Below are 13,142 nucleotides of genomic sequence, written 5' to 3'. Positions count from 1 at the left end.
AATTACACCAATGCCGGGGGGAGTGGCCCTCGGGCTACGCCCTCACGCCACTCCCCCCGGCATGTAACACGATGGCCTGGTTTTACGCCGCCGAATGGCCGACTTTTGCTCCGCCGTTGACACACCGGCGACGCGTTCGCGAAAATCTGTCACCTCGGCGCGATGCCGGGCACGGTCATCTGCCGAAATGTGACGACCCGCACGCTCCATTGGTTCGGCGAAAATGTAGAAGAGATGCGGCCGCAGTTTGTGGCGCCGAGCATCGGTCACGAGCCCATAGGCGTGCTTGACGAGCTGCGCGGCATCAAGATGAAGATACGACGCGGTTCCATCGCGAAGCGCATCGCGCAATGCCGAGTATCGCTCCATGTTTTTGCCCCAGACTGGTCGGTCATAAGCGGCCGAAAAGCGCACGGTCTTGGCATCGCGGAACGGCTCGAAGCGCTTGGACTCGATGCCGATCAGATAGGTGTCGGTAAAAGCCGCGGCGTCTAGCCAGGGGTGCGTTCCCTGCGACCAAGGAAAGCGCGCGCAGTACTCGATCTCCACGCGATTGACCGGGCCGGCCACCTCCATCCCCGGCACGCCGGGAAGAACCGAAGGACGCTCGACGAACCAGCCAAACGCATTCGCCGCGAGCGCCGCCGAACTTTCAGGATGGGCAAACTTCCCGCTGGCGATCTCGTCACCGCCAGCCTGCGCCATTCGATCTCTGACGTAGGCTTCGGAGACGCCCTCGAGGAGCGCGAGTTTGGTCACGTCAGACACGCCGGGAGCGAGTGTTCGAGCAGGTCCAGCAGCTCTTGCTGCGTCGGCAGATTGCCCGCATCGATGCTGCCATCAAGTCTCCGAAAGCAAAAAGACATGGCCACGCCCATCGCGCCTCCCAGCGCACGCACACCTTCGTCGAATGAGCCTTCGATCTCTGCTACGGGAAACCGCCCATAGTAGGCCTCGGGGGCCAGCACGGTCAGGTCGATCCGCTCTGCATCTAGCAACGCGCTGGAGCGCCCCGGGCGATCGCTTCGGGCAAGGAGCCACAGGCAGGCGTAGCCTACGAGCTCGACGGCAGCGTACAGCGGATTGTCGCTCGCAATCTTGAGTTCGATCAGTTCGAAATGTTTTTCACCGTGACGCCGCGCAAGGTCGATCGCGCGGCGTCCATCTCCTGCACCCTCGACCAACCCGGAGGCCACGGGAATCTGATTTGCCCAGTCCGTTCGATTCAGAGCTACACAGGCGGCAGCGATGGCGCGTTCGATGATAACCTCGGGACTTCGATTATGGGGGGCGATCTGCGGCTGGAGGCTGTGCCAACGCCAGTTCTGCTTCGACCGATCCTTGTTGGCCGTGGCGTTGCTCGCCAGATAGTTCTGTCGGATGGTCTCGAAGATTTCTGCTGCCAACAGGCGTCCATCGAACGGAAGCAACTTCAGCACCGCTGATCGGTGACGCAAGCTGGTGATGGACAGTGCTCCCGAAACCGAAGCTTCGACACCATCCAGTAGCGACTTGGGCTGGTCGGAATTTCTGGGGGAGGCCATCGGCCCTTCCTACAGCGAAGGTACCCAGCTGCAAAACCAATCGACTGAATTGCTGATACCTATCGCCCTTCTGGAGCAGCCTTCATGATCCATTCGCTTTCAACTTCGAGCACGCCGTGAAGCAAACCTCGTGGGACCCGTCTGCCGTTTCCAAACGACACGTGGAACGGCAGCTGTTGGAAGAGCCGACGTCAGGCGGTTGCCTAACCGGCGTCTCAGAAAGACGCGCACGGGCCGCGGATGGTCCGCCCTTCCGGCTTCGGCGGCCTGGAGACGAAGCGGCTCACCGTCGAGCAATATCGGTTGCAGCAGGAGAGCGGCGCTGCCAAGCCGTTCTCCGCCCCGCCTTAACCACGCGCGTCGATCCAGTGCTGCGGGACGAGCCCTTGTCCACGCCACCGCGCGACGACGGCATCGGCGAACCAGCTGTCCCGGAGATCCGCGTGATCGGTCACGATCACTTGGAGGCTCGGCGCCAATTCGACCGCCACGTCGAACATCAGCTTGAAAAGCTTGAACACGGCCTCACGGTCGGCGTCTGGCAATTCGGAGACATCGCCGTCGCGATCCTTTTCGGCTGGATAATGGGCCTGCGAGGGCTGGTCGAAGAAGATGAACCCGGGAACTGGGCGATCCTTCTGCCGAAACCAGCGATGGAGCGCGAGATGGGCGAGCACATGATAGCCCACCCAGTTTTCGCCGCTTCCCATGCGGAACAACGGCACCGGCCCATCGAGCGTGTCCGCCACAACGGCGAGCTGCTTGATGTCGAGCCTAAGGCGGCTGCCGCTATGCTCGAGGTCCAGTTTCTCTGAATCGCGCGTCATATAGTCGCCGATCAAATTGAGGGTCGAGGTCAGTCGCTGTTCGGTGCTCTCGGAGTCGACCAGCTCCTCCAGCGTCTCGACCCGCTTGCGGGCAGCGTCGAGCTCTTCCGTCGATGCGGCGGCCGCAGGCGGTGGCGGCAGCGTCTCCAGGAAATAGGCGATGCGCCCCATCGTCCGGGCCAGCCTCAGCTGGCTGTCGCGCTCGGATTTGAAAGCGTCGTCCTGTTTGGCGAGCGATTCAATCTGTTCCTGGTTGCGCTTGAGCGCGTCCTCGATCCCATTCTGCTGCTCGACCAGATCCGCTTGCGCTTCTTGCAGGCGCGGCACTTCGCGACGGACCTGGTTCAGCTGCTCTTCGATCCCGCTCAGAGTCCTGTGCATCTCCGCCGCCGAAGGAACATGGACGTCGGTCGATCCACACAGGGCGCAGGCCTCGACATCGCCCTTCGTGACCAGGCCAAGGCTTGCCAGCCTCGCCCTTTGCTCTCCGGCTTCCTGTGCGAAGCCACCGGCAACATCCTCGACCTGCCGGATCTGGCGCAGGCGCTCCTTCAGTGCGGCGAGCTCGCGCCGCAGCCCGGTACGCTCGCGACGAAGGACAGCGATCGGCTCCGTCGAATCCGGCGGCACCCGCACCTCCTGAACAACCGGATTGATAGCGCGAAGGACGCCGAGCGCGAGGTCCTGTGCAGGAGGCTGGCCGGGAGGAAGCAAATCGACCGACTGCGCCTCGCGGAACATGTCTTCGGTGCGTGCCGCAGACAGCCCGGCAAGCTGCTCGCGCTCTCCGGCCAACTTCAGCAACTTCCTCAGCTCCTTGCGCTCGAGATCGAGCTGCACTTTGCATCGCAACAGATCTTCGTCGATCGCGCCGAGAAAATAGGGCAGCACATCCTTGATCGTCTGTGGCAGGAACGGTTCGCTCTGGCGGTGGAACAGGATCTTGCGACTATCGATCTCGTCCTGGTCCTGGATGCAGAACAAGAGGGCATGGCGGATGTTCGCCGCGATCGGGTTGCGTGTTTGGCCCTCGGGGACTGTCGTCACATTCTCAGAGATGCCGACCGACGATGTGAGGATTGCTTCGATGTCCGAGACGCCGATATTGGGATTCCAGTCGGCGCGCTCGGGCATCACCAGGTCCGCGCCGACGGCGTAATAAACGTCCGGATCGCGTGTCTTCGGCGGCTTGGGGTTGCGCCGCGCGAGAAAGATGCGGCTATCACCCCGGTCGAGCAGGATGCCGTACCACGCCACATGCTGGCGAATCACACCGTCCGAAACGTGGCACTGCTCCCGGCCGAAGCAATATTCGATAATGTCGATCAGTGACGATTTGCCGGTCTTCGAGGCCCCGGTAACGATGCTCAAGCCCGAAGCGTTGAGCTTGACCGAGTTTACCTCGCCATTGTGCCCATAGACGCCGATTTCCAGAATTCTGAGGCTCACGGGGCAACTCCAAGCATGGATAGGATGGTGGACTGACGATCATCCTTGGGAATCCATCGCCCAACGAAGCGGGCCGCTTCGTAGCAATCCTTGACGTCCATCGTGTCGGTATCGAGCCGCGGCGGGTCGGATTTGAAGCGGTGCGCCCCCGGCCTGAGGCCGTCCCCGGCAATGGCCAGCCAGTCCTGCGCACAACCAAGCTGGATCGCTTCGCGCGTAGTATCGACCAGTTCCCGGCAGCGAGCGGCGAACTCTGCGCTGAACTCCGGATGCTTCGTCACCCAGGTGGTCATGCGCGTCTTCAGCGTCGGCAGCGCGCGGCGCATCCGCGCATTGAGGATGATCGGCAGGACGAGAAAGGCATGGGCGAGCGGAAGCGCCCGGCTCGTATCACCCTCCTGATAACCCCGGCTCGCGGCGCGCAGGAGCAGAGCGCAGAAGACCGGATTGAAGAGGGTCTGGTCCTCGACGGACCGATCATTCCATGCCATGCTCATCATTATCCTCCGGCGCAGCCGGTTTCAGGCGCTCGACATAATGCGGGTGCCACCCAATAATATGATCGTCCGATAGCATGTGATATGATCCTTGCGAGACGTACGCCTCGATCACCTCGCGGATCGGAATGGCATTGCCGGTGGTCGTCGAGAATATGTCCATGCCGATATCGGCCAGCTCGGGCTCCGACATGTTCTCGCGAAGGCGGCCCTCGGCGACACCTCTGCGCCGCTGCCAGTGCTCGGTCAGTTGGCGCCCATAATCGGTGAGTTCGTTCTGCCGGAGTAGACCGTCCCGCGTCCAGCGCGAGCGCTGCTCGCGCGCCCGGAAATAGTCGACGATCGCGATCTTCTGGCCAGTCGGGCCAAGGCCGATGAGCTTGAGCTGCTCGACGAAAGGACGCTGCTCCAAAAGCTCGACTGTTTCGCCCGACGGATCTGCCATGTCGTAGTCGATCGGCAGCCGATCTGATCCGAACTCGTCGCGCAGATCATCGATCTTGGAGTCGATCAGCGATACCGGGATCAGCTTTCCACTTGGGGTCGCCAGGGCGTCGATCACGATCGTGAACCACCAGCCCTCGAGCCGTTCGCGAAATGCAGACATATGTTCCGGCCGACAGGCACGCTTCAGCGCCGCTGCCAGCTCATCTTTCACGTCGACGATCGTCGGCGAGGCGTCGAGCATTTCGACCATCCCGATAATCTGCTCGCGCATTTCGGGTGTCTGTTCGAGGAACAGCTTAGTCGCCCAGGCGACCTTCTTGCTCTTCGATTCCGCGGCTGAAATCGCGAGCTTCTCAGTTGCTTTCGCAACGTCCCGGCCCTTCGGTTCCGGCCGAAGTAGCGAGACCGCCGTATCCGCGCCAAGCGTCGAAGTCGTCACAAACGTGAGCTTGATCTTCCCAAGCTCGGCCGGATAATTCCTCACCCGCTTGGTCCAGATACCTATCGTATTCCAGAACTGGACCGCCCGGTCGCTCATAGGCTTAGGTTTGAGGCTGTGCTTCGACTGCAGAAGCTCTTTCGGCGAGCCGCTGTTGGAAAAGGCGATGTCGTCGAAACACTCGATCGAGATCTCGAGCCCCGGCGTCACGTCCTGGCGCTTCAAGGCCGCAAGGAGCGCGTACCGGCACTGAAAAAGATAACCACTCGCCGAATCGGCTGCTGAATGATCTGCCACAAGACCCCCCGGCACATAGCTACTGAGATTGGGCTATCAAAGGCAAGTAACCATCCTGAGTTCGAAGCTCAACTTGGCGATGACTTCGGTCCGACGCAGTCCTATCTAGCTGTCAGACGCACAGCGGGGAGACGTAATGGGCATCGTCAAAGCCTGGATGATGGAGATGGACGAGCGCGGTTACGGCGAGTCCGACGACTACGTGTGCACCGCCTGCGTCACGGATCCTTTTCTGGCCGAGTGGATCGCCGGGCATACTCAGTCGAAAGCCTGCAGCTTTTGCGAGGCCGTGTCCGATCAGCCGATTGCCGCTCCCTTCGAGGATTTTACCGGCGTCGTCCTCGGCGGGCTCGGCTTCGATTGGAATGAGCCGACCCAAGAAGGGATCATGTATATCACGCGCGAGGGCGGTTGGCAGGCGCCACTCTCGACGACTGCCGATGTTCTCTACGATGCCGGATTTTCTGAGAATGACGATATGATCGCGGCGCTCGACGACATGATCGAGTGCGAAGCCTGGGTCGAACGCGAATTTTATCGCGGTACCGACAGTCAGCGGCTCAGTTGGGGCTGGGACAGTTTCAAAACATTCACCAAGAACCAATCACGCTATTTTTTTCTTCAGGCGTCGGGCGATAGTTATGACGAACTGACGCCGGCCGAAGTGCTGGCAACTGTTTCCGACATGATCAGGACTAAACTCGCCGATGAGGGGCTGATCAAAACTATAGGCGGGCAAACTGACCTGATCCGAATTCGCGTCGACGATCAGCCGCAGACGACAGCATCGGCGATAGGCACACCCAAGCCTGAACATGCCCGTCAGTCGAACCGGATGAGCCCCGCTGGTATTCCGATGTTTTACGGTGCATTCGACTTGGACACGGCGCATGCTGAAACCTTCGATCCGGCCATGCATGCTGGGAAGGCACTGTCGGTAGGAACCTTCCGATCCCTGCGTGACCTCACATTGCTCGATTTGGCCGAGTTGCCACCAGTGCCGAGCGTCTTTGATCTTGATCGGCAGCCGCTAATCCATTCTCTACGGTTCCTTCACGCCTTCGCCGCCGACATATCGCAACCGATAGCGCGAGATGGCCGCGAGCACATCGAATATGTCCCGACGCAGATTGTCACCGAGTATTTCCGCCGGCTTTTCCGATCGGCGGAGGGTCGTAGTCTCGATGGCATCATCTACCGGAGCGCCAAGCATGAAGGGGCCAATGCGTTCGTTCTCTTTTGCGAAAACGAGCAATGCATCGACGTCGACGCCCCGGAGGACGAGGGATCGCTGCTGCGTCTAGCGTCTATCTCCTACCTTTAGGCGATCGTCATCCGCAACTTCGCTCAATTCTGCCCAACCTGAACTCCTGCACAATTGTCTACGGGATAACTCTCGATCCTAGCCACACCTGCGCGGCGGATCTGCGCCGCTGCTTCCTCGATATGAAACGACACGGCGTCCCGCGCACGCAGCGTATCCCCGGCCTTCATGTAGGCGACCAGGCGGTCATGCTCGATCAGCGAGCTTCGCGCCTCGTCGAGCTGGAAGTAGTTGGCTCCGGCAATCCAGACCGCGGGCGGGATCGCCTTGGCATAAGTGGCAAGGGCCACCCGGTTGCAGCTGAGCCGGACAAGTTCGAGATGCCATTGGTAATCGAGAAATGCGCCTTGCAGCAGGTTATCCGCCTGGGTCTTGTAGGATTTTAGCGCCGCGTTGATGTCCTCGAGGTATGCAAAATCGACCTTGCCCTGCAGTGCAGCGACCTGAGCCGCAGCAAGTGCCTGGATGGATCCGGCTAGCGCCAGATGCTCGACGATGCGCTCGATGGTCCAGTCGACGATTGTGAAGCGGCCGTGATCGCGGACGACAAGGCCGAGGTCGATGAGCTCTTGCGCAAAGCGCAGCGCATCGTCTTCGGAAAGATTCTGAAAGCCAGGTAGGTGGGCAGGACTGTCGTAGCGCTGCCGCTTGCGCGGCTCTCGAAGCAGAGCGAAGACAACCTGCGCCGGGCAGGCAATCGTTCGCATGACTGGTAATTTAGCTTTCGCCATCTATGCCTCAAATAGCTCTCTGACGACAAAATCCGGATAATCCGAACCGCCCGGATTCGGAAATCAAATCGATCTTGTGCTAGATTGCCAGCAAGATCGGTGGGCAAGAACTCGTCCCCAAGGGAGGTCGGTTGACCAAAGCGCAGTCTCTTTCTGAACTCATGTTCCTCGAAATCAGGTTCGGGGTCCTGTCCGCGCGCTATTTGCCCGGGCAGGTGATTTCCAAGGCGGACGTCGCCAAAGTATATGCTTGCCGCCCGGCCATAGTGGCTGAAGTGCTCAATGCCCTCACCCATGAAGGCTACCTTGCCCGCCAGGGGTGGAGCGATTTTGTGGTGCGCACTTGGAGCCGTGAAGAGATCGAGGATCTCTTCGAGATGCGCGCCAATTTTGAGGGGCTCGCCGCATACCGAGCGGCAGAACGCGCAACCGCCGCAGAAATTTCGTTGCTGGACGCGCTGACATTGGAGGCCCGCGATGCATCGCCGGGCGATCCCGACGCGCTTGAACGTGTCGTGCTCGAGAACCTTCGCTTCCACATTGAAGTGATGCGCATGTCCCGCGTTACGCTGATGCCCGACATGGCGCGCATGGTCCTGCCCAACGCGCTTCATCGCCGGATTGTCTGGTCGCAGCGGATGGAAGATGCCGAACAGTCCTTCCGGATGCATCAGAAGATTGCAGCAGCCATTGGCGGACGCTCGGCCTCGATGGCGCGGCTATTGATGCGCGAAGATATCTATTCGTCGCGCGAGAGCGTGCTCGGCGCGATCGAGGCCCTGGCCGGTCTGGAGGCAGCCGAAGTGGCGAGGATCGTCCGGTTCGCGCCGACCTTTGAACTGGACGGCAGGGTCCACGGGCAGGGGACGCGTGAAGCTGGCGCGGACGGCCGGTTAATACCGTTCGGTGTGCCGGCGGGCAATCTCAGGTAGGCTGGGGGGATTGCGTGGCGTCACCGCGCTCATCCGGCAGTTTCAACCGGTCGGCTTGCAACTGCTCCAACACACCGAGCATCATTGCCGAAGCCTGATGAAGACCGGAGGCGTTGAGCACGTTCAGGAAGTCCTGGGCGTCGGCGGTGATCAGGTCGAGCGTACTTTGATCGATCAGCAATCGCTGCATTCGCATCTAGGCACCCCCGAAGCCCATTATCACGCAAACGATTGTTCAATCGCAGGAATCTGTCAATATTGCGCTAGGTAAAATTTGCCGAATAATGCCTCTAAAATGGTGCGAGTTAGGTAGGCATCCGTATCGAATTGACGTTTGACTGCGTGAAAGCAATCTAGCCGCCACTACAGTGTAACATCCACCTTATCCCTTCGCATTCAATAAACGGGCGAGGACGGCCAGACTTTGCGAACCGAATGTAATCACTCACCGTACAGCGGCGTGCAGAATTCGACATCGATCCTGTCGGGCTGAACGATCTTGCCGCGCACACTCACCTTTCCGTCAAGGCGATCAGGCGCCGGTTCTTCGCCAAAATGCATTCGCCAGGCTATGCCGTCCGCGTCGCGCAGGATTAGCCCGCGCGGTCCCGCCTCGATCGTTCCGGTTATCGTGCTGGCCGAGCGGCGTGCAGGGAGGTTCATTGAAAGCGTTCGATCTGAGTGGTTGGAATTGGCCGCAGACTGATCCGCAGCGCACATGGTCCCTAGCAAGAAACGCAGCCAAATTACAGCAGAGCAGCGTATCGGCCGGAAAACGGCGCGGTCCGGTGGGAGGTGACCCGAACCGCGCCGCACCCCATCAGGCGTAGACCGCGCGCTCAATGCACTCGGGGCAGTCGGCCTTGCGCTCTTCGCTGATGGAATGGAGATGGGCCTCGGCGTCCTGCTCGGGGCAGTCCGAGCAAAGACCGTTGGCTTCGTGCTTGGCAGCCTTCGCCCGCTGCTTGGCTTCGCGCTTGCGTGCCTCGAGCGTCTCGCGCAGCTGGCTGAGACCTTGCCGGACCTGCTCGGACATAGCCTGGCGATCGGCGGTTCGCTGGACAGCAGCGGGTTCAGTCGGCGCCGATGGGCTTGCTTCCGAGGCCAGGGCAGGGGTGGCCGCGGCGGCGAGCATAGCCCCGATCACGCAGAGATATCGATTCATCTTCAGTCTCCTTGGGTTTTAGAAAAAGCCGGTCCGGCGACCGAACGAGAGGTCGGCTTGCGAAGAATCCCCGAGCGCCGACCGGCGCACACTCAGGGTGACACCCCGCTTTCCGCGGGCGCGGAAGTGGAGATCGGTGGGATCGATGTTGTTGCGTTCGGCCCAGTCCTGCGCATCGCGCTCGCTGGCAAAGTCGCCAATTTCATCGTGCTCGTAGGCCATGATCAGTCTCCAGATTGCGAGGCTGAGGGGTGAGGGGGGGCGCCCTTGGCAAGGCAGGCGACAACGCTCGCCGCCAAGGCCACCGCGACCATCGCCGCGACTGCCAAGCCCCGAACCCCAGGCTCGGGCAGAACGACGACCAGGACCGCGAGCCAGACCAGCGTCGAATGCGCGCGGTCGAACACGCGCGATGCGGCCTCGGCCGAAACGGTGGGCCGCGCCCTCACAGGTCGAGCCCCAGCGATTTTTCAGGGACGGGCAGCTGGCGCACCGGGGCTTGGGGCGCAGGCCCCAACACTGCATCGAGCTTGGCCTTGAGCTCTGTGCTCATCCGGAGTTCGGGGACCTGCCGACTATCAATCGGATTGGAATGGCGCGGTTCGACCTCGATCTTGCCGGTCACTTCAAGCGCCGACGTCTTGTTGCCGGGGGTGCGATCGAGCTGCTGCTTCAAGTGATCGAGGTTGTTGGTAACGACCACCATGTCGTCGGTTGCGCGCGTATTGAGGACGTTCTGGGTCCGCTGGGTCGCGAGATTGCGCTGCGCGGACGAGATCACCTCGATCGCCTCCGGCTTGGTCATCCCCTGCGCCATATGGGCATTGAGCGCATAGCCAAGGTCGAGGCGGCGCAGCATCGGATCGCCAGGGGCAAGGACCAGTTGCCGCTTGTCGGCCAGTTCGACACGGATTCCTTCGGCGCGTGCTTCAAGCACCGTGGCATAAGTCGACTTGGCGATATCGCGGTTTGCATCTTTGTCGCGCCAGAACACGGTCTCGCCGTCGTGGATCGTGATGGGCTTCTGCTCGTAGAGCCCGAGCCGGTCGAAGCGGTGGTCGGGGTTGATCCGGTCGGGATCGATGACCTTTCGTTTGCCATCGCGCTCGAGCACGACCTTGCCGTCCTTGCGCACGTCGCTGACCTTATACTCGCCGCGCCTGAGGCCAATCTCGCGCACATCCATCCGCGCCTCGAGCACCTGGCCGCCCCGGTAGGTCGAGGCAAAACGCAGTTCTTCGCGGGTAGCGTTGGCGCTCTGCAGGGTGGAAAGCGTCAGGCCAGGTCCGGTAAGGGTGCCTTCCTTGAGTAGCCCCGCCTGAACGCGCGCATTGATCTCGGCGCGGTCGTCGCGCCCGGCGGTGAAGATTGCGGTCGCCTCGCGCTTTTCTGGCGACAACGAGATCCACAACTCGGCCGCCCGCGCGACGTGGGTTGCGCCGGCCTCGATCACGCGTCCGTGCGCGGCGAGGAGTTCGAGGGCGAGGCCGGCATGGCCCTCGTTCGAGAGTCCGGCGACAGCGAGAAGCAGCGGGGAGTTCTTCTGCCGGATGTTCTCGTCCATCCGCACGGTCGCCTGACCTGAAGCCTGCGAGACAGCGAACATCTTTCCTTGCTCGATCGCCGACAACTGCTGGCGGTCGCCCATGAACGGCGCCTTGGCCACGTCGAGTTGCTCGGCGAGCGTGGTCAGGCGCATCATGTCACGCGAGGAGACCATCGAGCTCTCGTCGGTGATGATGACGGTATTGGCGAGGGCTGCCTTGGCCGCCTCGAACCGCTCGCCGGAACCGGCTGCCGCAGCCGAAGCATAGGTGCTGAGGAACCTGGCGATCGTATAGGCTTCGATCCCCGCCTCACGCATCTGATCGGCAGAAATGGTCTGGCCGCTGCCACCGCGCAGGTCGGCAACCATCTTGTTCTGGAAGGCCAGACCGACAAGCTTGATCCCTTCAGCGTCCAGCACCTTGTCCAGTGCGCCGAGCAGGGTGGATTTGCCCGCACCCGCGACGCCCTGGATGTTGAGGAAACGGTCGCCTCCGGAGAGGATCGCCACGCCCGCCGCCAGCTGGCCTTCGTTGAGCTGCCAGCCATCGACCCCAGCGCGCTCGCGCCCAAGTTCGCGCGCCGCCTCTTGCAGCCGGGCCATCGCCGTCTCGGGCGGCATGAATGCCCGGCCCGCGCCATGCCCCCGGTCGATCGTGTCGAGGATATTCTGTTCCATCGCCAATGCGGCCGGCGTGGTCACGAGGTCGAAGTGTCCGTCGAGCCGATCCGATTTGCCGGGGATCAGGTGGCCATCGCGCAATAGTTCGCCGATCCGCTGAACCACTGCGCCGCCTTCGAGCCCCTTGATCTGGAACCCGAGCGCGCTCGCCAGGATTGCCTGCGGCGAAAAGGCGGCTTCGCGCTCGGAAAGGTGGCGGACGGCCGATGCGGTTGCGTGCTGGGCCTTGATCGTTTCGGCAGGCAGGAAGAGGGCGGCCGCCCCGCTCACTGCAAGCGGGCTCGGGGTGCGCAGCGCCGCGTTGATGCGGGTGGCAACTTCGCCGATTGCAGCAGTGGCCGTTTCGCGGAACGTGGGCCGGGCCTGTACATCAGCCCGTGCCTTGGCTTCGGCAATCAGCGCTTTGCCGTCGAATCCAAGCTGCGCCGAACGATCTTGCCAGGATTGGATGAGGCCTGCACGATCCTCTACCGCGAGCTTCGGGTCGCGGGTGTTGACGGTGACGCGATCCTGTCCTTTGGGCGATGAAATGCCCAATTCCTCGACCTTGGTCAGAATGTCCTCGCGGCGCTGGCTAAACTCCTTGATGACCTCGGCGGGCACGCCCTTGATCTCGAACGAACCGTGCTTGCCGGCAGCTTCAGTCTCGTAGCCGAGCTTCTGCAATTGGGCGCGAAAGGCGGCATGGTAGAACTGGCCGATCGTGGTGTTGTTCTTCCAGATCTCGCCATTCCACAGCGCCTTCCACGTCCCCTTGGGATCGCGGGTCAGGTTGGCGACCACGGCATGGATGTGCCCCTGCGGATCGAGCGCGCGGCTCGTATCATGGGCGAACAGGGCATAGACGAGATTGCCGGTCTTCTGGGGTTCACCGCTGCGACTCCGCTCGTAGTTGCGGCTCTCGGCAAACTGCTTCTCGACAAGCTGCGACATGGTCGATTTGACGGCAGCAAGATGCGCATCGAGTATCCGTCGGTCGCCGCTAACAAGCGCAAGGATCGAAGCGGACTTGGGCATTGAAAAGGTGAGATCGAGACCCAAGCGTCGCCCTTCGACCTGCCCCACCATCTCGCCGTCGGGCAGGCGCCCATTGAGGATGCCCTCAAACTGATCCCGCTCGACCTGACCCTCAAGCCCGAGTGCGCGCGCACCCTCGCCGCCCCAGACCCCAGCCTCCGCGTTCTCCTCGGGCGTGTAGTAATTGTCGCTCGCGAAATAGTCGGCTGCGCCGCTCGACGACCGGACGGATGCGATGGAATGCAT

General features: G+C 61.7%; 13 protein-coding genes. 2 read left to right on the top strand and 11 right to left on the bottom strand.

The features are described from left to right. Positions 1-42: 42 nt before the first annotated feature. From Q4610_RS19810 to Q4610_RS19790, 5 genes are all read right to left on the bottom strand, one after another. A complete protein-coding gene (locus Q4610_RS19810) occupies positions 43-759 on the bottom strand; it encodes a PGN_0703 family putative restriction endonuclease (protein ID WP_304537595.1) in 717 nt (238 codons plus the stop codon). Continuing rightward, positions 756-1,544, bottom strand: coding sequence for a hypothetical protein (locus tag Q4610_RS19805; protein WP_304537594.1), 789 nt, complete (start codon positions 1,542-1,544; stop codon positions 756-758). The genes Q4610_RS19810 and Q4610_RS19805 overlap by 4 nt, the downstream gene beginning before the upstream one ends. A gap of 347 nt (positions 1,545-1,891) precedes the next feature. Beyond that, positions 1,892-3,820: a DUF3732 domain-containing protein gene (locus Q4610_RS19800; protein WP_304537593.1), complete on the bottom strand. Its 1,929-nt coding sequence runs from the start codon at positions 3,818-3,820 to the stop codon at positions 1,892-1,894. Then, positions 3,817-4,311 (bottom strand): three component ABC system middle component, encoded by a 495-nt coding sequence (locus Q4610_RS19795; RefSeq protein ID WP_304537592.1) that lies wholly within the window; start codon positions 4,309-4,311, stop codon positions 3,817-3,819. The genes Q4610_RS19800 and Q4610_RS19795 overlap by 4 nt, the downstream gene beginning before the upstream one ends. Further along, positions 4,298-5,500 carry an ABC-three component system protein gene (locus tag Q4610_RS19790; protein WP_304537591.1) on the bottom strand — a complete coding sequence of 401 codons (1,203 nt, stop codon included), beginning with the start codon at positions 5,498-5,500 and terminating at the stop codon, positions 4,298-4,300. The genes Q4610_RS19795 and Q4610_RS19790 overlap by 14 nt, the downstream gene beginning before the upstream one ends. Before the next feature lie 136 nt (positions 5,501-5,636). Here Q4610_RS19790 and Q4610_RS19785 point away from each other — a divergent pair, with 136 nt between their 5' ends. After that, positions 5,637-6,824, top strand: a complete 1,188-nt coding sequence (locus tag Q4610_RS19785; RefSeq protein ID WP_304537590.1) for a HEPN-associated N-terminal domain-containing protein — start codon at positions 5,637-5,639, stop codon at positions 6,822-6,824. 23 nt (positions 6,825-6,847) lie between these two features. Here Q4610_RS19785 and Q4610_RS19780 read toward each other — a convergent pair whose 3' ends face one another. After that, on the bottom strand, positions 6,848-7,555 hold the full coding sequence (locus tag Q4610_RS19780; protein ID WP_304537589.1) for an FCD domain-containing protein: 708 nt from the start codon (positions 7,553-7,555) through the stop codon (positions 6,848-6,850). 131 nt (positions 7,556-7,686) lie between these two features. Between Q4610_RS19780 and Q4610_RS19775 the strand changes: the two genes are divergently transcribed. Beyond that, a complete protein-coding gene (locus tag Q4610_RS19775; protein ID WP_304537588.1) occupies positions 7,687-8,487 on the top strand; it encodes a GntR family transcriptional regulator in 801 nt (266 codons plus the stop codon). Here Q4610_RS19775 and Q4610_RS19770 read toward each other — a convergent pair. The 5 genes from Q4610_RS19770 to mobF all read right to left on the bottom strand — a co-directional run bounded on the left by Q4610_RS19770 (position 8,480) and on the right by mobF (position 13,142). Continuing rightward, positions 8,480-8,677: a hypothetical protein gene (locus Q4610_RS19770; protein ID WP_304537587.1), complete on the bottom strand. Its 198-nt coding sequence runs from the start codon at positions 8,675-8,677 to the stop codon at positions 8,480-8,482. The genes Q4610_RS19775 and Q4610_RS19770 overlap by 8 nt on opposite strands. Before the next feature lie 251 nt (positions 8,678-8,928). Continuing rightward, the gene (locus Q4610_RS19765; RefSeq protein WP_304537586.1) at positions 8,929-9,150 is read right to left on the bottom strand and encodes a DUF5818 domain-containing protein; all 222 of its coding nucleotides are present in this window, start codon (positions 9,148-9,150) and stop codon (positions 8,929-8,931) included. 157 nt (positions 9,151-9,307) lie between these two features. Then, positions 9,308-9,652 carry a hypothetical protein gene (locus tag Q4610_RS19760; protein WP_304537585.1) on the bottom strand — a complete coding sequence of 115 codons (345 nt, stop codon included), beginning with the start codon at positions 9,650-9,652 and terminating at the stop codon, positions 9,308-9,310. 18 nt (positions 9,653-9,670) lie between these two features. Continuing rightward, positions 9,671-9,874, bottom strand: a complete 204-nt coding sequence (locus Q4610_RS19755; protein ID WP_039337874.1) for a hypothetical protein — start codon at positions 9,872-9,874, stop codon at positions 9,671-9,673. A gap of 223 nt (positions 9,875-10,097) precedes the next feature. Further along, positions 10,098-13,142, bottom strand: coding sequence for a MobF family relaxase (gene mobF / locus Q4610_RS19750; RefSeq protein ID WP_304537584.1), 3,045 nt, complete (start codon positions 13,140-13,142; stop codon positions 10,098-10,100).

Origin of the sequence: Sphingobium cyanobacteriorum (genome assembly GCF_030580935.1) — a bacterium.
Classification (GTDB): domain Bacteria; phylum Pseudomonadota; class Alphaproteobacteria; order Sphingomonadales; family Sphingomonadaceae; genus Sphingobium; species Sphingobium cyanobacteriorum.
Note: the sequence above shows the minus strand (reverse complement) of the source record. Positions and strands in the feature narration are given on the sequence as shown.